The 25,061-nt window shown below is 72.1% G+C and carries 25 protein-coding genes and 1 pseudogene; 10 read left to right on the forward strand and 16 right to left on the reverse strand.

All coding sequences use genetic code 11. From position 1 onward, the window contains the following. Positions 1 to 15: 15 nt before the first annotated feature. From Q2K21_RS25035 to Q2K21_RS25045, 3 genes are all read left to right on the forward strand, one after another. Positions 16 to 1,536, forward strand: coding sequence for a S8 family peptidase (locus Q2K21_RS25035; protein WP_310775236.1), 1,521 nt, complete (start codon positions 16 to 18; stop codon positions 1,534 to 1,536). 104 nt (positions 1,537 to 1,640) lie between these two features. Beyond that, positions 1,641 to 3,044 carry a CoA transferase gene (locus Q2K21_RS25040; protein ID WP_310775238.1) on the forward strand — a complete coding sequence of 468 codons (1,404 nt, stop codon included), beginning with the start codon at positions 1,641 to 1,643 and terminating at the stop codon, positions 3,042 to 3,044. Between the two features lie 102 nt (positions 3,045 to 3,146). Continuing rightward, a complete protein-coding gene (locus Q2K21_RS25045; protein ID WP_386276041.1) occupies positions 3,147 to 4,220 on the forward strand; it encodes a CopD family protein in 1,074 nt (357 codons plus the stop codon). A 12-nt stretch (positions 4,221 to 4,232) separates the two neighbouring features. Here Q2K21_RS25045 and Q2K21_RS25050 read toward each other — a convergent pair whose 3' ends face one another. The 8 genes from Q2K21_RS25050 to Q2K21_RS25085 all read right to left on the reverse strand — a co-directional run bounded on the left by Q2K21_RS25050 (position 4,233) and on the right by Q2K21_RS25085 (position 11,951). Then, the gene (locus Q2K21_RS25050; protein WP_310775240.1) at positions 4,233 to 5,279 is read right to left on the reverse strand and encodes a zinc-dependent alcohol dehydrogenase family protein; all 1,047 of its coding nucleotides are present in this window, start codon (positions 5,277 to 5,279) and stop codon (positions 4,233 to 4,235) included. 42 nt (positions 5,280 to 5,321) lie between these two features. Continuing rightward, entirely contained in the window at positions 5,322 to 5,981 is a 660-nt protein-coding gene (locus tag Q2K21_RS25055) for a lysoplasmalogenase (RefSeq protein WP_310775242.1), read from the reverse strand. A gap of 40 nt (positions 5,982 to 6,021) precedes the next feature. Further along, the gene (locus Q2K21_RS25060) at positions 6,022 to 6,900 is read right to left on the reverse strand and encodes a sterol desaturase family protein (RefSeq protein WP_310775244.1); all 879 of its coding nucleotides are present in this window, start codon (positions 6,898 to 6,900) and stop codon (positions 6,022 to 6,024) included. A gap of 106 nt (positions 6,901 to 7,006) precedes the next feature. Continuing rightward, the gene (locus Q2K21_RS25065) at positions 7,007 to 7,720 is read right to left on the reverse strand and encodes a VIT1/CCC1 transporter family protein (protein WP_310775246.1); all 714 of its coding nucleotides are present in this window, start codon (positions 7,718 to 7,720) and stop codon (positions 7,007 to 7,009) included. Positions 7,721 to 7,744: 24 nt separating this feature from the next. Then, the gene (locus Q2K21_RS25070; RefSeq protein ID WP_310775248.1) at positions 7,745 to 8,974 is read right to left on the reverse strand and encodes an amidohydrolase family protein; all 1,230 of its coding nucleotides are present in this window, start codon (positions 8,972 to 8,974) and stop codon (positions 7,745 to 7,747) included. Continuing rightward, positions 8,971 to 10,254 (reverse strand): amidohydrolase family protein, encoded by a 1,284-nt coding sequence (locus tag Q2K21_RS25075; protein ID WP_310775250.1) that lies wholly within the window; start codon positions 10,252 to 10,254, stop codon positions 8,971 to 8,973. The genes Q2K21_RS25070 and Q2K21_RS25075 overlap by 4 nt, the downstream gene beginning before the upstream one ends. Before the next feature lie 12 nt (positions 10,255 to 10,266). Further along, on the reverse strand, positions 10,267 to 11,154 hold the full coding sequence (locus Q2K21_RS25080) for an SDR family NAD(P)-dependent oxidoreductase (protein WP_310775252.1): 888 nt from the start codon (positions 11,152 to 11,154) through the stop codon (positions 10,267 to 10,269). Beyond that, positions 11,154 to 11,951: an acetoacetate decarboxylase family protein gene (locus Q2K21_RS25085; RefSeq protein ID WP_310775254.1), complete on the reverse strand. Its 798-nt coding sequence runs from the start codon at positions 11,949 to 11,951 to the stop codon at positions 11,154 to 11,156. Before Q2K21_RS25085 ends, Q2K21_RS25080 begins: the two co-directional genes overlap by 1 nt. 100 nt (positions 11,952 to 12,051) lie before the next feature. Here Q2K21_RS25085 and Q2K21_RS25090 point away from each other — a divergent pair. The 6 genes and pseudogenes from Q2K21_RS25090 to Q2K21_RS25115 all read left to right on the forward strand — a co-directional run. Next, positions 12,052 to 12,666: pseudogene (locus Q2K21_RS25090) on the forward strand (TetR/AcrR family transcriptional regulator); the annotation flags it as partial. A gap of 329 nt (positions 12,667 to 12,995) precedes the next feature. Then, positions 12,996 to 14,000 (forward strand): DEDDh family exonuclease, encoded by a 1,005-nt coding sequence (locus Q2K21_RS25095; protein WP_310775256.1) that lies wholly within the window; start codon positions 12,996 to 12,998, stop codon positions 13,998 to 14,000. A gap of 78 nt (positions 14,001 to 14,078) precedes the next feature. Continuing rightward, complete coding sequence (locus Q2K21_RS25100) at positions 14,079 to 14,312, forward strand: hypothetical protein (protein ID WP_310775258.1); 234 nt, start codon at positions 14,079 to 14,081, stop codon at positions 14,310 to 14,312. 48 nt (positions 14,313 to 14,360) lie between these two features. Beyond that, complete coding sequence (locus Q2K21_RS25105; RefSeq protein ID WP_310775261.1) at positions 14,361 to 15,149, forward strand: SURF1 family cytochrome oxidase biogenesis protein; 789 nt, start codon at positions 14,361 to 14,363, stop codon at positions 15,147 to 15,149. A gap of 267 nt (positions 15,150 to 15,416) precedes the next feature. After that, a complete protein-coding gene (locus Q2K21_RS25110; protein ID WP_310775263.1) occupies positions 15,417 to 17,201 on the forward strand; it encodes a glycoside hydrolase family 15 protein in 1,785 nt (594 codons plus the stop codon). A gap of 5 nt (positions 17,202 to 17,206) precedes the next feature. Further along, the gene (locus Q2K21_RS25115) at positions 17,207 to 17,962 is read left to right on the forward strand and encodes an SDR family oxidoreductase (RefSeq protein ID WP_310775265.1); all 756 of its coding nucleotides are present in this window, start codon (positions 17,207 to 17,209) and stop codon (positions 17,960 to 17,962) included. Positions 17,963 to 18,232: 270 nt separating this feature from the next. Here the strand turns inward: Q2K21_RS25115 and amaP are convergent, their stop codons facing one another. The 5 genes from amaP to Q2K21_RS25140 are packed head-to-tail and all read right to left on the reverse strand — an operon-like array spanning position 18,233 to position 20,567. Continuing rightward, entirely contained in the window at positions 18,233 to 18,811 is a 579-nt protein-coding gene (gene amaP / locus Q2K21_RS25120) for an alkaline shock response membrane anchor protein AmaP (protein WP_310775267.1), read from the reverse strand. Between the two features lie 6 nt (positions 18,812 to 18,817). Further along, complete coding sequence (locus Q2K21_RS25125; protein ID WP_310775269.1) at positions 18,818 to 19,483, reverse strand: DUF6286 domain-containing protein; 666 nt, start codon at positions 19,481 to 19,483, stop codon at positions 18,818 to 18,820. Next, complete coding sequence (locus Q2K21_RS25130) at positions 19,480 to 19,860, reverse strand: hypothetical protein (RefSeq protein ID WP_310775271.1); 381 nt, start codon at positions 19,858 to 19,860, stop codon at positions 19,480 to 19,482. The genes Q2K21_RS25125 and Q2K21_RS25130 overlap by 4 nt, the downstream gene beginning before the upstream one ends. Before the next feature lie 3 nt (positions 19,861 to 19,863). Further along, on the reverse strand, positions 19,864 to 20,049 hold the full coding sequence (locus Q2K21_RS25135) for a hypothetical protein (RefSeq protein WP_310775273.1): 186 nt from the start codon (positions 20,047 to 20,049) through the stop codon (positions 19,864 to 19,866). 29 nt (positions 20,050 to 20,078) lie between these two features. Further along, positions 20,079 to 20,567 carry an Asp23/Gls24 family envelope stress response protein gene (locus tag Q2K21_RS25140; protein WP_310775275.1) on the reverse strand — a complete coding sequence of 163 codons (489 nt, stop codon included), beginning with the start codon at positions 20,565 to 20,567 and terminating at the stop codon, positions 20,079 to 20,081. An 87-nt stretch (positions 20,568 to 20,654) separates the two neighbouring features. On the opposite strand from Q2K21_RS25140, the gene Q2K21_RS25145 reads away from it, so the two are divergent. Continuing rightward, complete coding sequence (locus tag Q2K21_RS25145) at positions 20,655 to 21,458, forward strand: nucleopolyhedrovirus P10 family protein (RefSeq protein WP_310775277.1); 804 nt, start codon at positions 20,655 to 20,657, stop codon at positions 21,456 to 21,458. 39 nt (positions 21,459 to 21,497) lie between these two features. Here the strand turns inward: Q2K21_RS25145 and Q2K21_RS25150 are convergent, their stop codons facing one another. The 3 genes from Q2K21_RS25150 to Q2K21_RS25160 all read right to left on the reverse strand — a co-directional run bounded on the left by Q2K21_RS25150 (position 21,498) and on the right by Q2K21_RS25160 (position 24,649). Next, positions 21,498 to 22,289 (reverse strand): enoyl-CoA hydratase/isomerase family protein, encoded by a 792-nt coding sequence (locus Q2K21_RS25150; RefSeq protein ID WP_310775279.1) that lies wholly within the window; start codon positions 22,287 to 22,289, stop codon positions 21,498 to 21,500. Between the two features lie 132 nt (positions 22,290 to 22,421). Beyond that, entirely contained in the window at positions 22,422 to 22,643 is a 222-nt protein-coding gene (locus tag Q2K21_RS25155) for a helix-turn-helix domain-containing protein (RefSeq protein WP_009337982.1), read from the reverse strand. 407 nt (positions 22,644 to 23,050) lie between these two features. Then, the gene (locus Q2K21_RS25160; protein ID WP_310775283.1) at positions 23,051 to 24,649 is read right to left on the reverse strand and encodes an ABC-F family ATP-binding cassette domain-containing protein; all 1,599 of its coding nucleotides are present in this window, start codon (positions 24,647 to 24,649) and stop codon (positions 23,051 to 23,053) included. Positions 24,650 to 25,061: the final 412 nt, after the last annotated feature.

Raw genomic sequence — 25,061 nt, forward strand, 5'->3', positions numbered from 1 at the left:
CGAACTGGAGAATTCATGACAGCGCCTCGCAAGCGCTCCCGTCGCCTCGTCGTCCTGCCTCTGGGGATGGCCATGGCGACCGCCTTCGCCTTCCTGCCGAACGTCACCGCATCCGCGGCGCAGGCGGCCCCGAAGGCCGCGACGGCGGACGCGGCCTCGCTCAGCTACGTCGTCAACGTCCGCCCCGGACACGGCACGGCCGCGCACGTGACGAAGGCGATCGCCGACGCGGGCGGCACGATCGTGGTCGCGTACGACGAGATCGGCGTGATCGTCGTCCACTCCTCGAACCCCGACTTCGCCAAGACCATCCGCACGGTGCGCGGAGTGCAGTCGGCGGGCGCCACCCGCAACGCACCCCTGCCCGCACAGTCGACGACCGACGTCGGCACGCCGAAGGTGCTCACCGCCGACGAGGTCACGAGCGCCCAGGCGGCCGACGGACAGGACCCACTGGAGCCGTTGCAGTGGGACCTGCCCGCCATCAAGGCGGACAAGGCCCACGAGAAGACGCTCGGCAGCCGTGACGTCACGGTCGCCGTCATCGACACGGGCGTGGACGACACGCACCCGGACATCGCGCCGAACTTCGACCGCGACGCGTCCGTCAACTGTGTGTCGGGCAAGCCGGACACCACCGACGGGGCCTGGCGGCCGAGCGCGGCGGAGAGCCCGCACGGCACGCACGTCGCGGGCGAGATCGCGGGCGCCAAGAACGGCGTCGGCATCACCGGTGTCGCGCCCGGCGTGAAGGTCGCCGGGATCAAGGTGGCCACGACGGCGGGCTACTTCTACACCGAGGCCGTCGTGTGCGGCTTCGTGTGGGCGGCCGAGCACCACGTCGACGTCACCAACAACAGCTATTACACCGACCCCTGGTACTTCAACTGCACCGACGACCCGGACCAGAAGGCGCTCGTCGACGCCATCACCCGGGCCTCGCGGTACGCGGAGCGCAAGGGCACGGTCAACGTCGCAGCCGCCGGCAACGAGAACTACGACCTGGACGCGGACTCCATCACCGACCCGGTCTCCCCGAACGACGGCACGCCGAGCGACCGGGTGATCGACCCGCACACGTGCTTCGACATCCCGACCCAGCTGCCGGGTGTGGTGACCGTCGCCGCGACCGGGGCCAAGGGGATCAAGTCGTCCTTCTCCAACTACGGTCTCGGCGTCATAGATGTCGCCGCGCCCGGCGGCGACGCCACCCGCTACCAGACCCCGGCCCCGCCGGCCACCAGCGGTCTGATCCTCGGCCCGCTGCCCGGCGGCAAGTGGGGCTACATGGCGGGCACGTCGATGGCGTCGCCGCACGTAGCGGGGGTGGCAGCCCTCATCAAGTCGACGCATCCGCACGCCCCCGCCGCCCTGGTGAAGGCCCTGCTGTACGCCGAGGCCGACGCCACGCCGTGCACGGATCCGTACGACATCGACTCCGACGGCAAGATCGACGCCGTGTGCGAGGGCTCGACGAACCACAACGGGTTCTACGGGTGGGGGACCGTGAACGCGCTGAAGGCCGTGACGAAGTAGCCGTGCCGTAGTCGGCGAGGCAAGCGCCGTACACGCGGAAGGGGCCCGGCCGTCGCCGGGCCCCTCTCGCGATGTTGATCCAGTACACCCGGCACAGTGGCCTCATGACGGATGCCGATATGGACATGGCGTGGGCGGCACTGGGTGGGGATCCCGCGCTGATGCCGCGGATCTCGACGCTCGCACGGGAGGGGGTGCTGCCCTCGCGCCTGCCCGTACGGGAGGTGGCGCGGGCCTGTGTCGGTGCGTGCGCGCTGGCCGCCGCCGAGTGGGGCGCGCGGCGGGCCGGGCTGTCGGCCGTGCCGGAGGTGCGGGTCGACGACGGGGCGATCGCCACCGCCTTCCACAGCGAACGACATCTGCTGGTCGACGGGCGCGAACCGGTCAACTTCGCACCGCTGTCCCGCTTCTGGCGCACGGCGGACGGCTGGGTGCGCACCCACGCGAACTATCCGCATCACCGCGAGCGCCTGCTCGGCGCCCTCGGGCTCGCCGCGGACGCGTCCGTGGAGAGGGTGGCCGCCGCTCTCGCCGGGCGGCCGTCCGCCGAGGTGGAGGAGAGCGTGTACGCGGCCGGGGGGCTCGCGGTCGCGTTGCGCACACCCGAGGAGTGGGCGGCGCACGAGCAGGGCCGCGCGATCGCCGCGCACCCGCTGGTGGGCCGTGAGCGCCTGGACGACGCGCCCGAACGACCACTCGTACCGCTCGCCGGGAAGCCGCTGCTGCCCGCGGCGGGCCTGCGTGTCCTGGACCTCACCCGGGTCATCGCGGGCCCGGTGGCCACCCGCACGCTGGCGCTGCTCGGCGCGGACGTCCTGCGGATCGACGACCCACGGATGCCCGAACTCCCCGATCAGCACGCCGACATGGACGTCGGGAAGCGATCCACCGTCCTGGACCTCACGGCGCGCACCGACCACCGGACGTTCGACGAGCTGCTGGCGCGGGCGGATGTCGTCGTCACGGGCTACCGGCCCGGCGCGCTCGACCGGTTCGGGCTCGCCCCCGAGGAGCTGGCCGAGCGGCGGCCCGGGATTGTGGTGGCCCGGCTGTCTGCGTGGGGCGGGTACGGGCCGTGGGCCGGGCGGCGTGGCTTCGACAGCCTGGTGCAGGTCGCCACGGGCATCGCGGTGACCGAGGGTTCGGTGGAACGGCCGGGCGCGCTGCCCGCGCAGGCCCTCGACCACGGCACGGGATATCTGCTGGCCGCCGCGGTCCTGAGGTCGCTCACCGAGCAGACGGAGGAGGGCGGGAGCCGGGTCGTGCGGCTGGCGCTGGCCCGGACTGCGGCCTGGCTGACGGGCGGGGCCACCCGGGACGCCGAACGCGCGCGGGCGGCGTACGACGGCCCGGATCCCTGGCTCGTGGAGACCGACAGCGTGCTGGGCCGGCTGCGGTACGCCCTGCCGCCGGTCCGTTTCGCGGGCGGGCCGGACGACTGGGCGCGGCCACCGGGGCGGTGGGGGGAGGACCCGGCGCGGTGGGCGTCGGTACCGCCCGGAGACTGAGTCGGCCGGATGGCCGAAATAGCTACTATGAGGCGGAATGCCACTCTCCCAGTTGTTTCTCTGTGGTTGCCCCGTTCTGTGGCGTCTGGTGACGATCGTGACGTGAGCTCGACACGACCCACGGCCGATGCCGAGACGGATACCGATACCGATACCGACGGCGGTGGGACGGGCGCGGCCCATGTGCCCGTCCCGGTCGCCGCCCCCGTCCCCCGCCCCTCGGCCCGCCGGGCCGTCATCGCGCTCGCTCTCATGACGGTCGCCGCCCTGATCCCGCTGCTCGGCCCCTCGGCCGCGCTGCACGGCACGGGTGAGGCCGCCGCCCCCGGAGCCGGCGGTATAGGCCTGCTGCGCACCCTGCTGTTCGCGGCGTTGTGCGTACCCGCGGGCGAGCTCCTCGTGGCCCGGCTGGCCCGTCGGGTGCCGGGCGCTCCCCTGGCGGACGCGCCGCGCAGTTGGGCGCCGTACGCGGCCTGCGCCGGTTTCGTCGCCGCGCTGGGGCTCGCGTCGGTCGTGGCCACCGGCAATCTGGTCCCGCACGGGCTCGCCGAGATCGACGTGGGCGGGCTGTACCGGACGCGGGACGGCTCGCTGGCCCTCCTGGAGGTCAACGCGTTCCTCGTGGCCGGGCTGTCCGCCCTCTCACGTCGGCCGTCCCTCCAGGTGTGGCCGCCGGCCGCGGTGATCGTCGCCGAGGCGCTGCGCGCCCACCCCACGACGGAGCACGGCCCGCTGGTCGGCTCCGGCCTGACAGCCGTTCACCTCGTCTGCGCGTCCCTGTGGGCGGGCGGACTGCAACACGTCCTGCGCACGCTGCGGCACTGGCGTGCGTCTTCAGGGATCGGCGCCGCGTTGCTGGGGCTCTACGCGCGCGTGGCGGCCGTTCTGCTGGCCTTGATCACCGCGACCGGGGTGTGGAGCTCACTGCGCCGCATGCCGCCGGACACGGTCCTCGACCAGTTGACGACCACGGCGTACGGCCGCGCCCTGCTCGCCAAACTGCTGCTCGTGGCCGTCGTCGCCGTGCTCGCCCTGGTCTCGCGGCAGCGGATGCGGCGCGCCGCCGACCCGCTCGGCGCCTGCGCTCCCGCGCGCGCGGAAGTGGTGGCGCTGGGCCTGGTCGTCGCGGTGTCGGGGCTTCTGACGGCGCTGCCGCTGCCGATCCGCTGGTCGTGAGTGGGCCGTTGGTCAGCCGTTGGTGACGAGCACCTTGAGGGCGGTGCGCTCGTCCATCGCCTTGTAACCCTCGGGCACGTCCTCCAGGCCGACGGTCCGGTCGAAGACGGGCGACGGGTCGATCGTCCCGTCGAGGACGTCGGGCAGCAGCTGAGGGATGTACGCGCGGACGGGTGCGACGCCACCGCGCAGGGCGATGTTGCGGTCGAACATGACGCTGAGGTCGAGGCCGGTGCCGCTGCCGTGCGGGACGCCGACGAAGCCGATGGCCCCGCCGTCCCGGGTGATGTTCACGGCCGTCCGCATGGACTGCTCGGTACCGACCGCCTCGACGACGGCGTGCGCGCCCTGGCCGCGGGTGAGTTCGCGGACGGCGTCGACGGCGGCGTCCCCGCGCTCGGCGACGACGTCCGTGGCGCCGAAGCGGCGCGCGATGTCCGTACGGACCTGGTGGCGTCCGAGCGCGATGATCCGCTCGGCGCCGAGCCGCTTGGCGGCCAGCACCGCGCACAGCCCGACGGCCCCGTCCCCGACCACGGCGACCGTGGCACCCGGGCGGGCTCCCGCGCCGAGGGCGGCGTGGTGCCCGGTGCCCATGACGTCGGAGAGCGTCAGCAGCGCGGACAGCAGGCGCTCGTCGGAGGCGGCCTCCTTCGGCAGCCGCACGAGGGTGCCGTCGGCGAAGGGCACGCGCACGGCCTCGCCCTGTCCGCCGTCGTAGCCGACCGAGCCCCAGAAGCCACCGTGCTCGCAGGAGGTGGTGAGCCCCTCGCGGCAGTAGTCGCAGACGCCGTCGGACCACATGAAGGGCGCCACGACCAGGTCGCCGCGCCGGACGCCGGTCACATCGGAGCCGGTCTCCTCGACGACGCCGAGGAACTCGTGCCCGATGCGCTGCCCCGGCTGCCGGGCCGCCTCACCGCGGTACGCCCACAGGTCGCTGCCGCAGATGCAGGCCCGCAGCACGCGGACGACGGCGTCGGTGGGCAGCTGCACCACGGGCTCGGGCACGTCCTCCACACGCATGTCGTAGGGGGCGTGGATCGTGGTGGCGCGCATGGCGAGGGTCCTTCTCGTGCGATCGGTCCGGTGCGGGTGCGCTCAGGGGGTGGTCGGGCGCACTTCACGGTACGCCGTCGCCGGTGCATGTCGCTCGTCGAGGGTGCCTCGGACCAGCAGGAACTGCGCGGCGATGTACGTGAGCATGATCCAGAAGTCGGGCCGCGGGAGCTGCGGCCAGTCGGCGACCCCGGTCGCGATGAGCGTGTCGGAGAGCATGAACAGCGCACCGCCGGCGCCCGCGACGAGTCCGAGCCTCGTCGCGCCGTACGCCATCGCCGTGAGCAGCAGGCTGTAACCGGCGACGGGGACACGCAGACCGGCCGGGAGATCGGGCCACAGGAGGGCGACCGTGGCGACGAGGGCGATGCCGTAGGCGCCGGTGAGCCATGCTCCACCCGTGCGTGCAGCGCTGCCGTACCGCCGGAAGAGGACGAGATAGCAGATGTGCCCGGCCGCGAAGGACGCCATGCCGGCGAGGAAGGCGGCGTCGGCGTGGGACAGCAGCAGGACGTCGCCGCCCCACCCGAGGAGCAGGGCCGCGACCAGGAGGCGCGGCCCGCCGCACACGCGCGCGTGGAGCGCGAGGAGGGGCATCAAGAGGGGCTTGGCGAGGGTGTGACCGAGGGCGTACCCGCCGGCGAGGGAGACGAGGTCGGCGACGACCACCGCCCAGAAGAGAACGGGGAGCACGGGGAGCACGCGCGCGAGGCGCTCACGGTGAGGGCTCACTGCGGTGCTCTCACGCGGCGGGATTCTCGGCGACGGGCGTCACCGTGACGACGTCCCTCGCCGCCGGCTGCCAGCCCGGCCCGCGGAACACCCGTCCGGCCCGCTCCGTCCAACTGCTCGCCGCCTTGATGTCCTTGGCGATGGCGACGTACTCGTGTGTGGCGACCTTCAGCGGGTTGTATGTGTCGATGTTCTTGGTGAGCCCGTACACGGGCCGCTCGGTCTCGGCCACGAAGGACCCGAACAGCCGGTCCCAGACGATGAGGATCCCGCCGAAGTTACGGTCCAGGTACCCGCCCTGGGACGCGTGGTGGACGCGATGGTGCGACGGCGTGTTGAAGACGAACTCGAACCACCGGGGCATCCTGTCGATCCGCTCGGTGTGGATCCAGAACTGGTAGACGAGGTTGGCGGAGGAGCAGAACGCGAGCGCGGCCGGGTGCACGCCGACGGCGACCAGGGGAACGTAGAAGGGCCAGACGGTCAGCGACGTCCAGGGCTGGCGCAGCGCGGTGGTGAGGTTGAACTTCCGGCTGGAGTGGTGGACGACGTGGCACGCCCACAGGATCCGGATGACATGGTGCCCACGGTGGGACCAGTAGTAGAAGAAGTCCTGGGCGAGGAGCATCAGTGGGACGGTCCACCACAGGACGGGGACGCGCAGGGGCGTGAGCGCGTAGATCGCCGTGTAGATCGCGACGATCGGGATCTTCCACAGGAAGTCGAAGAAGAGGCTGCCGAGCCCCATGCCGACGCTGGTCGCGGCGTCCTTGGCGTCGTATCCCTCCTCGTCCTCGTCGGGATGGATGCGGTGGCTCACCATCTCGATCACGGTGAGCAGCACGAAGGCGGGTATCGACCACAGCACGACATCGGGCAGGTTCGGCATGGGTGCACCGTAGAACCGCTGGTCGGCCGGGGCTAGACGTTGTTACCCACAAGTATTACCGGAGGTATGCGCTTGCTTGTTGGTGATCTCCGCCAAGAGGTGCCCCTCACGCACCCGCCGCCCCCAACAGCGTCCCCGCGACATAGGTGACCCCCATCGCCAGCGCCCCGCCCCCGACATTCCGCAGCACGGCCCGCCCCGGCTTCGCCGCTCCCAGCCGTGCGCTGGTCCAGCCGGTGAACACCAACGCGACCAGGACCGACACCACGGTGACCGGCACCCGCCAGCCCGCCGGCGGCAGCACCATCGCCAGCAGCGGCAGCAGCGCCCCCGCCGTGAACGCCAGGAAACTCGCCCACGCCGCGTGCCACGGGTTCGTCAGCGCGTCGGGGTCGATACCGAGCTCCACGCGCGCGTGGGCGCGCAGCGCGTCCCGTGCCGTCAGCTGGACCGCCGCCTCGCGGGCCACCTCCCGCGACAGGCCCCGGCCCTCCAGCAGCTCCGTCAGCTCCGCCAGCTCCGCCTCCGGCTGCTCCCTCAGCTCTCGCCTCTCCAGGGCCAGCGCCGCCTTCTCCGAGTCCCGCTGGGTCGACACCGACACATACTCGCCCGCCGCCATCGACATGGACCCGGCCAGCAGCCCGGCCAGGCCGGCGGTCAGCAGCGCCGAGCGGTCGGTCGTCGCGCCAGCGACGCCGACCACGAGGCCCGCGGTGGAGACGATGCCGTCGTTCGCGCCGAGGACCGCGGCCCGCAACCAGTTCAGCCGCTCCCCCAGCGCGCCCCCGTGGGCCTCGTCGTGCGTGGGTGGTTCCGTCACACCCGGAGGATGACACCCCGGGCTTCACCAGACCCGCACCGACCCACCCCGCGCGAACACCGGGCTGGTCGCGTCCGCCGGGGGCTCCGGCAGCGGTTCTGCGATCTCCTCGACCGTCGGGCCCACCTTCGCCGCGATCGGGTCCAGGACGGACAGATCGAAGCCGTACACCCGCGCCGCGTTCCCTCCGACCATCGCCGCCACCTCCTCGCTCGGCACGCCCGCGTACGCGTACCTGAGACCCTCCCGCGTGTACGGATACGTCCCCTCGTCGTGCGGGTAGTCGCTGCCCCACATGATCTTGTCGAGGCCGATACGGTCGCGCAGCGGCACCTCGTGCGGGCGCATGAAACTGGCGCCGACGAAGCAGTTCGAGCGCCACACCTGCGACGGGCCCTCGCTCATCGACGTCGCAAGGCCCGCGCCGAACTTCGCCTCCGCCGTGGCCGCGCGTGTCGACGCCGCGACCAGACGGCCGTGGTAGTAGTCCAGCATGTCGAGCACGCCGGGGATCCAGCCCGAGCCCTGCTCGGTCAGCACCAGTTTCAGGCCGGGATGGCGGCGGAAGGCGCCGCCGAAGACCAGGTGCCAGAGCGCGCGGTGCGAGAACCATGTCGTCTCGACCATGAACACCGCCCGCGCCGCCGGTTCGTCGCCGAGCGGCGGGGACGCCGAGCCCGCGTGGTGGTTCACGGGGACGTCCAGTTCCTCGCACACCGCCCAGATCGGGTCGTACGCCGCCGAGTACAGCTCGGGCAGGCCCGAGCCCGGTGGTGTGCCGGGGAGCAGCAGGCCGCCGCGCAGGCCCGCGCCGGCCGCCCGCCTGATCTCCTTCACCGCCTGAGGCACGTCGTTCAGGAGGATCTGGAAGACGCCCGCCCGGCGGTCGGGGGCCGCGGAACAGAAGTCCGCCAGCCAGCGGTTGTGCGCCCTCAGGCCCGCCCAGCGCCGCTCGAACTCCTCCCGCGTCGGCACCGGCGCCGACAGCGACCCGGACGGGAAGAACGGCGGGATGGTGTTCGGGAAGACGACCTCCGCGACGATCCCGTCCGCCTCCAGTTCCGCCAGGCGCCTGTCCGAGTTCCAGTTCCGGTCGGCCGCGTCGGCGAGCAGATCCTCGTACGGGTTGACGTACGTGGCCGCCCACGCGTCGAAGTCGTCGTGGTACCGCTTCTCCAGGTACGGCCTGTAGTCCAGGAGGTCGGCCCCGGCGTGGCAGTCCGCCGAGATCACGGTGTAGCGGTCCTCGCTCATGGGGTCACTCCCAGGACCGGGAAGTCCTCGCCGGTCAGCCAGTGGCGGCCCGCCTCGCGCGAGCGCGCCCAGGACGCCTCCACGGCCGCCTGGTCCGCCGACTGGCCGAGGTCCGCCGGGGTCGGGCCGATGCGCCGGGCGAGCGGGGTCAGCCTCTCGACGTCGAAGCCGAAGACCTCCGCCGCGGCCAGGCCCAGCATGCGGCGCGTCTCCGCCACGGGGATGTCGTGGAAGGTGCGCTTCAGCCACGCGCGCGTGTCGGGCCAGGTGCCCTCGGGGTGCGGGAAGTCGCTGCCCCAGAGGATGTTGTCCACGCCGATCTCGTAGCGCTGGGCCAGTTCGCGTCGTTTGGTGTTGGTCGCGCAGACGAAGAACTGGCGGTCCAGGTACTCGTGCGGTGGCCGCTTCAGCTCCGCGAAGGGGGAGAGCTTCTTGCCGCCGTGCGCGCCCAGATAGAGGCGGTCCATGAACCACAGCAGGTTCGGCAGCCACCAGCAGCCCGACTCCGCCACGCCGAACTTCAGGCCCGGGTGCCGTTCGAAGACCCCGGACCAGAGCAGGAACCACAGCGGGCGCGCCGGCCACCAGGTGACCTCGGAGACGAAGATCCCCAGGTGGTCGCCGTACTCGTGGCGCGGTGCCGCCCCCGAGTGGGTGAGGACCGGCATCCCGCACTCGGCCGCCGCCGCCCACACCGGGTCGTAACGGCGGTGGTGGTACGGCTCCTTGTCGACCCACATGGAGGGGATCATCAGCGCACCCAGGCCCGACTCCTTGGCGCGGTACACCTCCGCGACGACACGGTCGGTCTCGGCCGTGACGGGCAGCAGGGCCACCCCGCAGTGGCGCTCGGGGTGCTCGGAGACGAAGTCCGCGAGCCACCGGTTGTGCGCCTGGGCGCCCGCCATGCCCAGCTCCGGGTCCTGGTCGCCGGAGAGGCCGAGGCCCACACCGAAGGGCGCGGCGGTCTGGCTGTCGACCGCGTCGGCGTCCGGGAAGACCACCTCGGCGGCCACTCCGTCGCCGTCGAGTTCCTTGAGACGCTGCGCGGTCTCCCATCCACCGCGCAGCCCCTCCTCGTTGTCCTGGAACCACTTGGCCGCGAACGCCTCGTTGCGGATGCCGAGCCGTGTCATCTCCTCACGGCGCCGGTCGCGTCCCGCGAGGAACTCGTCGAAGTCCCGGTGGAAACGGGCCTCCAGATACGGCCGGTACTCCTCGGTCGGCAGCCCGGCGTGGCAGTCGGAGGAGATGATCAGGTACGGGTCCTGGTCGGTCACGGCAGCCCCCAGTCATCGGTCCAGAATGAAGCTCTCCAGGTACGACGGGTTCGCGCGGTCGAGCATCGACCGCGCCCGCGCCCGGATCTGTGTGTCGCTGTGCTCGCTCTCGGGCAGCAGCCAGAAGCGGTCCGCGCGGATGCCCTCCACGACGAGGTCCGCGACCTCCTCGACCGGCGTGAACAGCACCTCCCGGCCGGCCTCCGTCATCGCGGCCTCCCACTGGGCGAGGCTGCGGTACGGCGTCCGGCGGGGCTTCTCCTTGGCGTACCGGGCGGGCCGGTTGCGGTGCGACTCCCACAGTCCGGTCCGCAGCATGTGCGGGCCCGGGAAGAGCACGGAGGCACCCACGCGCGCGTGCTCCGCCTTCAGGTGCGCGTACAGGGACTCGGTCATCGTCACGACGGCCGCCTTGGTGACGGCGTACACGGAGGCGGTGGGCAGCGGTGCGATACCGCCGTCGCCCGACGAGGTGTTGACGACATGGCCGGGTTCGCCGCCGGCGATCATCCGCGGCACGAACGCCTGGACGCCGTGGAAGACGCCCCACACGTTGACCGCGAAGGCCCAGGCCCAGTCGTTCGGGTCGTGCTCCCACATACGACCCTCGGCGCCCGAGCCGACGCCCGCGTTGTTGCAGAGCACATGGACGGCGCCGAAGCGTTCGTACACGTCGTCGGCGAGCTCCAGTACCTGCGCACGCTCGCCGACGTCCACCACGCGCGCGTGCACGACGGCTCCGTCCTCGCGCAACAGGTCCGCCACCTTCTCCAGGGCGCCCTCCTCCACGTCCGCGAGGACGACCCGCAGGCCCTCGGCGGCGAACCGCCGCGCCATCGCGAGCCCGATACCGCTCGCCGCGCCCGTGACGACGGCGACCTGTCCGGCGCTCAGCCGCATCACACACTCCCCTCGGGCGGTGCGTCGAGGATCTGCCGGGGGTCGTCGTAGCGCTGGTGGACGTACGGCAGCAGGGCCTCGGCGCTGACCCGTTCGACGACCCTGCCTCGCTGGTCGCTGGTCTTCTCGCCGATGGTGATCTCCACGAGCCGGCGCACGGGGAGGTCGGCGACGGGGTCGTACATCGACTCGCGCAGGACCACGTCCCCGGTGATCCGCTCCAGCCTGCGCACCTTCTCGTCACGTACGCAGTGCACGAGGACCGGGTCGGCATCGAAACCCGAACCGTCCACGGCGGGAAGGAACTTGAAGTAGAAGTCGGTCTTCCGGCTCGGCTGCGGCAGGGGCAGTTCTCCGCTCACCGCGCCGCGCACCTCCACGAAAGCGATGCCGTGCCGGGCGAGACGGGCCCGGACGACAAGGCCGTCGCGCTCGACCGTCACCTCGCCGAGCTTCTTCGGCTCCCCGAAGACCTCACGGCCGCCGGTCAGGGCCCGCTCGTGGGTCATTGGCATGACCAGCGGATACCAGCCCTCGACACCGTCGTGCGCCGCCGCGACCGCGAACGAGCCCGCGCCCAGCGGGTATCCCGGCAGGTCGACCTCGCTGATGTTCACCCGCACCAAGGGGCGTCCGATGGGTTTGAGCGGGGGCGGCAACACCGCCGCGACCGCGTCCGGGTCGCTCTCCCAGACGGCCACCACACCCGTGGACCAGATGTCGGGGAGTTTCGCCTGCGCGGAGCGCGCGGCGGCGATCTCCGCCTCGGTCCGCGGGCCGTAGCGCACTCGTGCCATGTCGTACCGCCCTTCTCCTGATGGGCCGTCATCTGTAACACAGTTACAGCAGACCCCCTTCGGGGTAAACCGTCCTGCACGAGCGGGACTTGGGGGGATCATGGCGAGAGCGGCGCTCACCCGGGACGAGGTCCTGGACGCCGCCGCGAACATGGTGAAGCAACACGGCCCGGGCGCGCTGACGATGCGCAAGCTCGCCGCCGAGCTGGGCACGGCCGTCACCTCGATCTACTGGCATGTGGGCAACCGCGAGTCCCTGCTCGACGCACTCGTCGAACGGACCGTCGCCGATCTCGGCGAGATCCGGGCCTCGGGACGCATGCCCGCGCAGCGCATCGTCTCGGTCGCGCGCGCCCTGCGCCGGCAACTGCGCGACCACCCCCATCTCATCGCGATGGTCCATGAACGCGGCCTGACCGAGCGGATGTTCCTGCCCGCCCAGCAGGCATTGGTGCGCGAGGCGCACACGGCGGGTCTGCGTGGTGCGGCGGCCGCCGATCTCGTACGGGCCGTGCAGTTCCAGGTCGTCGGCCACGTCCTGGTCGAGCGCAACCGCGAGCGCGCCCCGGCGCAGCAGCCGGTCGAGGAGGAGCTGTGGGGCACGGCGGCCGCCGGGAGCGATCCGGCGCTGGCCAGGGCGCTGGCCCGTCCGGTGGACTCGGAGCGGCTGTTCGTCGCGTCGGTACGGGCGTTGGTGCGCTCCCTGCTTGCACCCGCTTCCCTGAACGAATCCGCAGACAGGCCTTCCGAGAGCCTCACGGACGCACCTTCCGGAAGCCTCACGGACGCACCTTCCAGAAGCCTCACGGACGCACCTTCCGGAAGCCTCACGGACGCACCTTCCAGAAGCCTCACGGACGCAACTCCCGAAAGCCGTACAGGCCCACAAACCGGACAGTGAGTGGCGCCTCACCGCACGGGCGGGCGGCGAACTGACCTGGCGTGCGGCGAGGTTGTGCGCGCCCCGCGCGCAGGCAGCGCGGGGCGACTCCCGGGCACGGGTACGCGCGGGACTGTCAGTCGCGGCCCGTATCCTCAGTGACCATGCTCGAAGACCGTACGACCGCAGCGCCCCCGGCAGCCTGGCCGGCCGCGTATCCCGAGGGGTACGCGGTCGTCGACGTGGAGACCACCGGCCTGGCCCGGGACGACCGGATCATCTCGGCCGCCGTCTACCGGCTGGACGCGCGCGGTGAGGTCGAGGACCACTGGTACACGCTGGTCAACCCGGAGCGCGACCCGGGCCCGGTGTGGATCCACGGCCTGACGAGCGAGGTACTCGAAGGGGCGCCGCTGTTCCGGGACATCGCCGGGGAGTTCGCCGCCCGGCTCGACGGCCGCGTGCTCGTCGCGCACAACGCGGTCTTCGACTGGTCGATGATCGCCCGGGAGTACGCGCGCGCGGAGAGCGAGGCGCCGGTCCGGCAGCGGCTGTGCACCATCGCGCTCTCCAAGGAGCTGGGACTGCCGCTGGCCAACCACAAGCTGGAGACGCTGGCCGCACACTTCGGCGTCGTCCAGCAGCGGGCGCACCACGCGCTGGACGACGCGCGCGTGCTGGCGGAGGCGTTCCGGCCGAGCCTGCACGCCGCCGCGCGGGGCGGCGTACGGCTGCCGCTGCTGGAGTGCCGCCCGCTGACCGAGTGGTCCGCCTCCCCGACGATCGGCCGGCAGGCCTCGGGCGACTACCGTCCGGGCAGTTGGCGCCCCTCGCGCAAGCGCCCCGCCTGCCCCTATCCCAACCCTGGGCGGTACGAAGAGGGCAAACGCCTCAAGCAGGGCATGCGGGTGGCGTTCTCAGGGGACACGTCGGTCGACCGCGAGCTGCTGGAGGACCGGGCCGTCGAGGCGGGGCTGCACGTGGCGACGAGCCTTTCCCGGCTCACCAGCCTGCTCGTCACCAACGACCCCGACTCGGGCACGTCGAAGACGCTCAAGGCACGGCAGTACGGGACACCGGTGATCGACGAGGCGGCGTTCGGGCAGCTGCTGCGGGACGTCGAGCCCGCGGGCGCGGAGGCGGCCGCGCGGGCGCGGGAGGGGCGCTGACGGACGTACGGGTGATTGCCGTGCGACTCGCCCGGCGCCCGCTCGCCCACGCGACGGCGACGGCCCAGTCTGTGGCGCATGGCGAGATGTGAAGTCTGTGGCAACGACTACGGAATGACCTTCGAGGTGCACGCGCAGGGCGCGGTGCACGTCTTCGACTGCTTCTCCTGCGCCATCCACCGCATGGCGCCCATCTGCGAACATTGTCGCGTCCAGATCATCGGCCAGGGGGTCGAGGTCGACGGCCACTTCTACTGCGGAGCCCACTGCTCCCGTGCGGAGGGGAAGGTGGGGATCGTCGACCACGTCTGAGCGCACCCCCCTGAAAGCACCCCACGGCCCGAGATGTACGGTCGTGGGGTGTACCGCTTCCTGTTGTCCCGGCAGTGGGTGATCCTCACCCTTGTCGCCCTCGCGCTCATCCCGACGATGATCGAGCTGGGCTTCTGGCAGCTGCACCGGCATGAACACAAGGTCGCGCTGAACAAGGTGATCGCCGACTCGCTGGCGGCGAAGCCGGTGCCGGCCGAGTCGCTCACCTCGCCCGGCGCCACTGTCAAGCACGCCGACCTGTACCGGCGGGTGACGGCGAAGGGACACTTCGACACGGCCCACGAGGTGGTGGTGCGCCGCCGTACCAACGCCGACGGTGCGGTGGGCTACCACGTTCTGACCCCCTTCGTCCTGGACGACGGCAAGGTCCTCATGGTCAACCGGGGCTGGATCCCCGCGAACGGCGCGCAGACCGCGTTCCCGAAGATCCCGGTGCCCGCGAGCGGTGAAATCACGGTGACCGGGCGGCTGATGCCCGACGAGACGACCGCCGTGAGCGGCATCAAGAACGTCCAGGGGCTGCCGGACCGCCAGATCATGCTGATCAGCAGTGGGCAGCAGGCGGACCGTCTGGACAAGCAGGTCCTCGGCGGCTACATCGAACTGACCTCCCCCGCCCCCAAGGGCGACACCCCCGAGCTGATCCCCGCCCCGGAGCACAGCGACATCGGCCCCCACATGGCGTACGCGATCCAGTGGTGGCTGTTCTCGGCGGGCGTCCCGGTCGGCTGGGTCGTCCTGGCCCGCCGCGACGCCCGCGAACGCGCCGAAGCGGAAGAGCAGCCGAGCGAGGAACCGGCACCGGCCGCGGCATGACTCCGGCCGGGCCCCTCACGTCCGGTACACGGCCCAATTCCTGCCCACAGGCGTCACCAGCGGCGGCCCTGCGGAGGGCCTCCTGACAGGCGCGCGCGGCGGGTCGCCACGGGTGGTGTTGCACGGGGCGGACAAGGCACGGCCGAACGGCGCCCCTGCCCCGACGGGCCGAGCCCGGCAGGCCGTGGACCGGCAGGTGGTAGGCCGACCGGGCCACCGCCACGCGTTACCGGATTTATCGTCCGGCCTGCCGGGAACCCGCACCCCGTGCACCCGCGCATCGAGGACTACGCGCTCATCGGCGACCAGCAGACCGCGGCATTGGTCGGCCGCGACGGCTCCGTGGACTGGCTGTGCCTGCCCCGCTTCGACTCCCCCGCCTGCTTCGCCAAGCTGCTCGGCACCGAGGACCACGGCCACTGGAGGATCGCCCCCAGAGGCGCCCAGGTGTGCACCCGCCGCGCCTACCGCCCCGACACCCTCGTACTCGACTCCGAGTGGGACACCCCGGACGGCACGGTCCGCCTCACCGACTTCATGCCCCAGCGCGACCGCGCCCCCGACCTCGTACGCATCGTCGAAGGCCTGGACGGACGCGTCACCGTACGCGGCGAACTCCGGCTTCGCTTCGACTACGGCTCGATCGTGCCGTGGATGCGCCGGGCCGAGGGCCACCGCGTGGCCGTCGCGGGACCCGACTCGGTGTGGCTGCGCAGCCATCCCCAGGTGCACACCCGGGGCAAGGACTACGCCACCCACTCCGAGTTCACGGTCGAGAAGGGCGACAAGGTCGCCTTCGTCCTCACCTGGCACCCCTCGCACCACCCCCGCCCCAGGTTCGTCGACCCGTTCGACGCGCTGGAGTCCAGCGTCGCGGACTGGCGCGCGTGGACGGGGCAGTGCCGTTACCACGGGCCGCACCGGGACACGGTGGTCCGCTCCCTGATCACCCTCAAGGCCCTCACCTACGCGCCCACCGGCGGCATCGTCGCGGCCCCCACCACCTCGCTGCCCGAGACGATGGGCGGCGTCCGCAACTGGGACTACCGCTACAGCTGGCTGCGCGACTCGACGCTCACCCTGGAGGCGCTCCTGGCGGCCGGCTACCACGAGGAGGCCGAGGCGTGGCGCGACTGGCTGCTGCGCGCGGTCGCCGGCGACCCCGCGGACCTGCAGATCATGTACGGGCTCTCGGGCGAGCGGCGGCTGCCCGAGTACGAGCTGTCCTGGCTGCCCGGCTTCCACGGCTCGGCACCGGTCCGGATCGGCAACGAGGCGGTGCGGCAGTTCCAGCTCGACGTGTACGGCGAGGTCATCGACTCGCTGACGCTGGCGCGGAGTTCGGGCCTGCCGGTCAAGTCGCACATGTGGCGCATGCAGTGCGCCCTGATGGAGTTCCTGCGGTCGGCGTGGCGGCAGCCGGACAAGGGGCTGTGGGAGGTGCGCGGCCGACGCCGCCACTTCGTGTACTCGAAGGTGATGGCATGGGTCGCCGCCGACCGTGCCGTCCGCGTCATGGAGAGGCACCCCGGACTCGAAGGCAACCTCGAGGGCTGGCGCGCCATGCGCGACGAGGTGCACCGGGAGGTGTGCGAGCGCGGCTACGACCGCGAGCGGAACACGTTCACGCAGTACTACGGCTCGAGCGCGCTGGACGCCGCGCTGCTGCTGATTCCCCGCGTGGGCTTCCTGCCGCCGGACGACCCACGGGTGACCGGCACGATCGACGCGGTGCGCGCGGAACTCGCGCCCGACGGTCTCATGCGCCGGTACAGCACGGAGGGCACCGACGTGGACCCGCTGCCCGGCAAGGAGGGCACCTTCCTCGTCTGCTCGTTCTGGCTCGCGGACGCCCTGGACCTCATCGGCCGCAGGGACGAGGCCCGCGAGCTGTTCGAACGGCTGGTGGGGCTCTGCAACGACGTCGGGCTGCTCGCCGAGGAGTACGACCCGGCCACCGACCGCCTGCTCGGCAACTTCCCCCAGGCCTTCAGCCATCTCGGCCTGGTAGGGACCGCCCTCGCACTGTTCGGAAGCGAGAAGGCAGGATAGGGACCATGGATCTTGGCTTGAAGGACCGTGTGTACATCGTCACCGGCGCCACCCGCGGGCTCGGCAACGCGGCCGCGCGGGAACTCGTCGGCGACGGGGCGAAGGTGGTCGTCACCGGCCGCGAAGAGCAGCGGGCCGCCGAGGCCGCGGCCGAACTGGGCGAGAACGCGGTGGGTGTGGGGGTGGACAACGCCGACCCCGAGGCTCCGGCCCGGCTGATCGCCGCGGCGCGCGAGCACTTCGGCGGCTTCGACGGCATCCTCATCAGCGTCGGCGGCCCGCCGGCCGGCCATCTCGCCGGCAACACGGACGAGCAGTGGCGGGCCGCGTTCGACTCGGTGTTCCTGGGTGCGGTGCGGCTGGCCCGTGCGGCCGCCGAGGAGCTGACCGAGGGCGGCGTCATCGGCTTCGTGCTGTCCGCGTCCGTGCACGAGCCGATCCCCGGTCTGACCATCTCCAACGGTCTACGCCCCGGCCTCGCGGGCTTCGCCAAGTCCATCGCGGACGAACTCGGGCCGCGCGGCATCCGCGTCGTCGGCCTGCTCCCGTCCCGTATCGACACGGACCGCGTCCGCGAGCTCGACGGCCTCTCCGCCGACCCGGAAGCGGCACGCGCGGCCAACGAGGCCCGTATCCCGCTGCGCCGCTATGGCACCCCGGAGGAGTTCGGCCGCACCGCGGCGTTCGTGCTCTCGCCGGCGGCGTCGTACCTGACGGGCATCATGCTGCCGGTGGACGGCGGTTCCCGGCACGGGTTCTAGCAACCGCACGACTCCGCACCCGGACAAGGCAGCCGTAGCTGCGGGCAGTCGTGCCGCTGGGGCGATGGGAGTCCCCCCTGCTCGACCGAAGCCGAGAGCTTGGGGGAGGGTGGGCGCTGGGGGTACCCCCTGCTCGAAGAGCCTGGGGGAGGCAACCTCAGCGGCAGCGCCCACCACCCGCCGACCACCACGACACCAGATCACCACAGGCGCAAGCACCGCCCCGTGCGGCCACGCAGCCACCGGTGCGGCGGCTCCCTGCCGGAGGGGTCAACTCACCCGTTCCGGCCGGTGCTTGGCCGCACGCAGCCGTACCTCCGTCGGCAGCTTCGCCAGTCCCGCGGAGTCGCGGGCGTGGGCGAGCGACTCGGTGGTCAGGCGGTGGAGGGCCTCCCCGGGGTCCACGTGCGGTTCCAGCAGGAGCCGCACCCGTGCCTCGGGCGCGCTGCGCCGCCCGGTCAGCAGCACATGCGCCCGCTGGACACCGTCCGACTGCCCCGCCTCGCCCGCCAGTACGCCCTCCAAAGCCCGCCCGCGCAGCAGGGCGCCCTCGCCGTCGCCGGTGTCGACGAGCACCTCGGCGAGCCGGCGCCGTCGCAGCACCGCCGACAGCCACCACAGGGCGAGCAGGAGGAGGATGCCTAGGGCGGCGAGGACAGTCGGCCACCACCAGCCTTCGCCCTGCCACCGGGTGCGCTCGGCGTCGCTGAGCAGGACGTCGTGCGGACCCTGGTGGATCCACCACGAGGGCGATGAGGCGCCCAGACCGACGGCGAGCACGGAGCCGCCGAGAACGACCAGGACCAGCCCGACGAGTCCGATCAGCACACGGTTGACGATCCGCAGCACCGCGCCTCACCCCTTCCGTCCGGGCCGTCGCACGTGCACCGACAGCGCGGGCGGCCGGGCCAGCCCGAGCCCCCGGACGGCGTCGGCGAGCGTACCGTCGACATCGGCGCGTACGGCGTCGAGTTCCCGGAAGTGCGACACGGCCCGCACGTCGGCCCTCCTGCGGTGCATCCGGACGCGTACCGACTGCACCCCGGAGACCTCCATGGCCCGGTCGCGCAGCACCGTCGCGGCGGCGTCCCGGTGCAGTCCGGCCCGTACGTCGGTGTGCGCCGGGCGCATCGTCAGCACGGCACGCATCCCGGGCGTGGCGGCGAGCACCAGCAGCCAGATGCCGAGGACCGCCACCACGCCCGCGCCGACGAGCACCCAGGTGTCGTCGAGGGGGCGCTCGGCGAGCTCCCTGGCGAGCGTCCTGCGCCAGCGCATGGCGGGCCGGTGGGCGCGGACGGCCGCGATGTCGTACAGGAACAGGCCCGCGCCGATCAGCAGGAGCAGCGCGACGATGCCCGCGGGGACCCGGCGCGCCGACCAGAAGCGGCCGCCTGCGCCGTCCGTCCCCTCCGCCGGCTCGTATGCCGCCGCGGACGAGGACTGCCCGAGTCCGCCGTCCGCGGCCTTCTCCATGACCGGAAGCCTCTGGGTGCCTTCGTGGCCCTGGGACTCGCTCATTGCGCCCTCCCGTGTGCCGGTGTCGGATGCAGCCGCTCCACCTGGACGGCCACCTCGTGCGCCTCCATCCCCGCCAAGGCGCCTACCCGCTCGGCGACCCGGCGACGCACCGCACGGCACTGGGCGCCGATATCGGAGGGATAGTCGAGTTCGACACTGACGCGGACGTGCGCGACGTCATGGTGCACGACCACCATGGCGTGCGGCGGCGCGGCGTCCGGCGGCAGCCTGTCCAGCGCCTCCCGCGCCGCCTGCGCGGCGATCTTCGCGACGACCCGGTCGGCGATCCGGGTGGCGCCGCGCTCGGCCGGCGGAACCACGGTCGGGTGCCGCCGGGCCTCGCCGCCCTCCTCACGCTCACCGGTCGGAGCGGACACGCGTCACCGCCGCCGGCCGTCACGGGGGCGGAAGAAGTCACCGAGGTCCAGATCCCCTTCCACCAACCGACCCACCACGAAGCCGACGGCGCCGAGGGCAGCCACCAGCAGGAACGCGCCGAACCCGCCGAAGTACCCGGCGAAGCCCAGCGCCATTCCGGCGATCATGCCGATCACGGCCAAGCTCATCCTGCGCTCCTCAGCTCACGGTCACCCGATCAGTGGAGCCGAGTCTCCGACTCCTCTTCCTCTTCCTCGGGCAGCTTGACATCGCTGACGGCGATGTTGACCTCGACGACCTCCAGTCCGGCCATGCGCTCGACGGCCGCGATGACGTTCTCGCGCACGGCGCGCGCGACTTCGGTGATGGACACGCCGTACTCGACGACGATCTCCAGGTCGAGCGCGGTCTGCACTTCGCCGACCTCGGCCTTCACACCCCGTGTGACCGACCTCGCACCGCCGCCCGGCACCCGCTCGCGCACGGCGCCGAGGGCTCGGCCGAACCCGCCGCCCATGTCGTACACGCCGGGCACTTCACGCGCCGCCAGCCCGGCGATCTTCTCCACCACGCCATCGGCGATGGTCGTCCGTCCTCTGGTCGCCGGGTCGCCGCCACCCCGCCGGGTGGGCTTGCGCGTCTGCGGCGTCTCCTTCGCACTCTCGGAGGTCGTCTCCGGCCGGTTCTGCTCCGTCATCTCGGTCATAGCCGTACGTCCCTTTCGGTCGTCCTCCTCCACCCACACTAGGAGGCATTACGCGAATGCGCCCCGGGGATACGGCAGGCTGGAGGAATGACGGCGGAGCGATGGTCGCAGGCTGTACGACGGCAGGTCGGGCTGGGGCGGCTGCTGCCGCTGGGCGGCCCGCGCGACGGCGCGTGGATCGCCGAGGCCGCGGCCGGATCGGCCCTGCGGCGCGCGGCCGAGGGGGTGCGGGGGGTGCGGACCGGCGCGATCCGGATCGCACTGGCGGATCCGGAGGAGACATACGAGCCGGCGGTGCCGCCTCCGCCGAGCGCGCTGCCGCCCGGACCGCTGCGGGTCAGCGCGGATTTCGCGGTCGCCGCGGACCCCACCGCTTCGGAGGCCGAACCGCTTCCCACGACCGCGGCCCGCCTCCGCTCGGTCCTGGCGACGGCGGCGGCCGAGCGGCTCGGTCTCCAGGTCACCGAGGTGGACCTGCGGGTGACGGACCTGCTGGATGGGGAGCCGGCCGTCGGACTGAGCCCCGAGCCGCCGCCCCCTGCCAAGCCGGATCCGGTGCTGGGCCGCGACGAGTCGGCGGTGGCCGCGGCGGCCCGGTCCGTCCCGGGCGTGAGCCGCCTCACCGGCATTTTCGGCGGTCCGGGACGCGCGGTGCACATCGAGGAACAGCGGGGCGGTACGGCCTTGCCGCGCCGCCATGTCCGGGTGGAACTGGCGGTCGCGACGGACCGGCGAGCGGTGGACGTGGCCCGTGCGGTGCGGGGAGGGGTGACGGAGGCCTTGCCGGACCACCCGTCGGTCGCCGTGCTCGTGACAGCGGTCGATTCCCCGGGGATGTCCGGGGGGCTGTCGACCGGGGCGTCCGGTGGACGCCCCGGGGGTGGTGTCTGAGCCCGCGGGTGGCGTATTACCGCGCTTCCAGTGGAGCGCTCAGTCGCCGACGCCGGCCAGGTCCCGCAGTCGCCGTGCCTGCGCGGCCCGCTCCGCGGCGCGCTGCTCCTCGTACGACCGCTCCTGCGCCCCGCGCAGCAGTGCCTTGGTCTCGATCACCGCGTCCCGGGGCGCCGCGAGCAGTGCGGACGCCAGGTCCCGTACGGTGTCGTCGAGCTGCTCGCGCGGCACGGCGATGTTCGCCAGCCCGGTGCTCACGGCTTCCTCGGACAGGACGAAGCGGCCCGTCGCGCAGATCTCCAGCGCGCGGGCGTAGCCGACCAGGCTCACCAGCGGATGGGTGCCGGTGAGGTCCGGTACGAGGCCCAGGCTCGTCTCGCGCATGGCGAACCGCACATCGTCCGCGACGACGCGCAGGTCACAGGCGAGGGCGAGCTGGAACCCCGCACCGATCGCATGCCCCTGCACGGCGGCGATGGACACGATGTCGTTGCGCCGCCACCAGGTGAACCCTTCCTGGTACTCGGCGATGGCCCCGTCCAGCTCGGCGTCATCGCTGCGCGCGAGGTCGATGAAGGTCGGTTCGCCTTCGATCCCCTCGGGCGTGAACATCTGCCGGTCGAGCCCCGCCGAGAACGACTTGCCCTCGGCGCGCAGCACGACCACGCGGACGGATCCGGGCAGCGCACGTCCGGCCTCCGCCAACGCCCGCCACAGAGCGGGGCTCTGGGCATTGAGCTTGGCCGGGTTGGTCAGCGTCACCGTGGCGATCGCCTCGTCGACGGTGAGCCGTACGCCGTCCTTGTCGAGTACCGGGTCGAGCGAAGCCATGGGGCGCCTCCGATGGGTGCGGTCAGGAGTGGATGCCGTACCACGCCATCCACAAGTGACTGCACAGTAACCACCCGATCGGTCACCTGACCGACCGGGTGGCCACCACCGAAGCCGATGGGCCGCCCGGCGTCAGGCCGACGTGGCCTTCTTGCCCCGCGTCGCCCCGCCACGCCCACGCAGCGTGACGCCCGACTCGCTGAGCATCCGGTGAACAAAGCCATACGAGCGGCCGGTTTCCTCGGCCAGCGCCCGGATGCTCGCACCGGAGTCGTACTTCTTCTTCAGGTCTGCCGCGAGCTTGTCGCGCGCGGCGCCGGTCACCCGGCTGCCCTTCTTCAGAGTCTCGGCCACCCGTGCCTCCTCATGGGAAGTGCGCTCTGGTCCCCTCATGATCACCCCTCGGGGGCGCGATGGCCACCCATTCGGCAAGGTCCGTGCGACAAGGTTGTGACGACAGGAGCACATCCCCACGAGTGGAATCACTGGTTCCGCGCTATGGCGTCCGTACACCCGAACGGGTTCATCCGGGAAGCAGCAGGTCAGCGACGTACAACGGCCGAGCCCTTGGCGTGAAAGGGCTCGGCCGTCGAATCGGTGTAGGACACACCCCGGTATGAGGAGATCTCACACAGATGATGGATCACGGATGGGCCGAATGATCCATACACAGTGGATCAGTCATTCGATCAAGCGGCGCTGACCGGCCCCGGCCGGGCGGTGACGACCGCTCCGGGCCCGGGGGCGGACTCTCAGGCGACTCAGGCGAGGGCCACGAGGTCCGCGTAGTCGGCGCCCCACAGGTCTTCGACACCGTCGGGCAGCAGGATGATCCGCTCCGGCTGGAGCGCCTCGACCGCGCCCTCGTCGTGCGTGACGAGGACGACGGCGCCCTTGTAGGTGCGCAGGGCGCCGAGGATCTCCTCGCGGCTGGCGGGGTCGAGGTTGTTGGTCGGCTCGTCCAGGAGCAGGACGTTCGCGGAGGAGACGACCAGGGTGGCGAGGGCGAGACGGGTCTTCTCGCCGCCGGAGAGCACACCGGCGGGCTTGTCGACGTCGTCGCCGGAGAACAGGAACGAGCCGAGCACCTTGCGGACCTCCACGAGGTCCATGTCAGGTGCGGCCGAGCGCATGTTCTCCAGGACCGTGCGGTCGGCGTCCAGGGTCTCGTGCTCCTGCGCGTAGTAGCCGAGCTTGAGGCCGTGGCCGGGGACGACCTCGCCGGTGTCGGGCTGCTCCACCCCGCCGAGCAGACGCAGCAGGGTGGTCTTGCCGGCGCCGTTGAGGCCCAGGATGACGACCCTCGAACCCTTGTCGATGGCCAGGTCGACGTCGGTGAAGATCTCCAGCGAGCCGTACGACTTCGACAGGCCTTCGGCCATGAGAGGCGTCTTGCCGCAGGGCGCGGGCTCCGGGAAGCGGAGCTTGGCGACCTTGTCGGACTGGCGCACCGCCTCCAGACCGGACAGCAGCTTGTCGGCGCGGCGGGCCATGTTCTGCGCGGCGACCGTCTTGGTGGCCTTGGCGCGCATCTTGTCGGCCTGCGCGTTGAGGGCGGCGGCCTTCTTCTCGGCGTTGGCGCGCTCGCGCTTGCGGCGCTTCTCGTCGGCCTCGCGCTGCTGCTGGTAGAGCTTCCAGCCCATGTTGTAGACGTCGATCTGGGCGCGGTTGGCGTCCAGGTAGAACACCTTGTTGACGACCGTCTCGACCAGGTCGACGTCGTGGGAGATGACGATGAAGCCGCCGCGGTAGGTCTTGAGGTAGTCGCGCAGCCAGATGATCGAGTCGGCGTCGAGGTGGTTGGTGGGCTCGTCGAGCAGCAGCGTGTCGGCGTCGGAGAAGAGAATCCGGGCCAGCTCGATACGGCGGCGCTGACCACCCGAGAGCGTGTGGAGCGGCTGGCCGAGCACCCGGTCGGGCAGGTTGAGCGCGGCGGCGATGGTGGCGGCCTCGGCCTCGGCGGCGTACCCGCCCTTGGTGAGGAACTCCGTCTCCTGGCGCTCGTACTGCTTGAGGGCCTTCGTGCGGGTGGCGCCCTGACCGGTGGCGATGCGCTGTTCGTTCTCGCGCATCTTGCGGATCAGGACGTCGAGGCCGCGCGCGGACAGGATGCGGTCGCGGGCCAGCACGTCGAGGTCGCCGGTGCGGGGGTCCTGCGGGAGGTAGCCGACCTCGCCGGAGCGGGTGACGGTGCCCGCGGCCGGGATGCCCTCACCGGCGAGGACCTTGGTGAGGGTCGTCTTGCCCGCGCCGTTGCGACCGACCAGACCGATGCGGTCGCCCTTGGCGACACGGAAGGAGGCGTTCTCGATGAGGATGCGGGCACCGGCGCGCAGCTCGATACCGGAGGCGGAGATCACGGACAGACTCCAGGGCGGATGGATGTGGCGGGATGGGCGGCTGAGGACGTTCCCGCCGTCTAATGCGCGAGGAGAATGGCCATGGGCCAAGTCTAACGGGGCCGTGCAAGCGCTTTTCCTGTGTGCGGGGGTCCGGCACTGTGATGCTCATTGCCCTGTCAGTCCGTGTGACGCTCGTCGCCCCTGTCCGTGGTGTGACGCCACTCGCACTCTCCGGCGCACCGTCAGGTGCCGGGACGCGCGGAGCGTAGGGGCGGGCACGGCGTACGGGCGGGTGACGCGGCCGGTGTGTCGCCCTTTCGGGCCATGGCCCGGCACCGGGCTCCGTGGACCGTACGAGGATGGCGCCGCGGGACGACGAACGCGGCGGGCGGTGCGCCCGCCGGCGCGGCCCGGCTCGGCCTGTCCCGCC

The organism is Streptomyces sp. CGMCC 4.7035 (assembly GCF_031583065.1).
In the GTDB taxonomy this organism is placed as follows: Bacteria; Actinomycetota; Actinomycetes; order Streptomycetales; family Streptomycetaceae; genus Streptomyces; species Streptomyces yaanensis.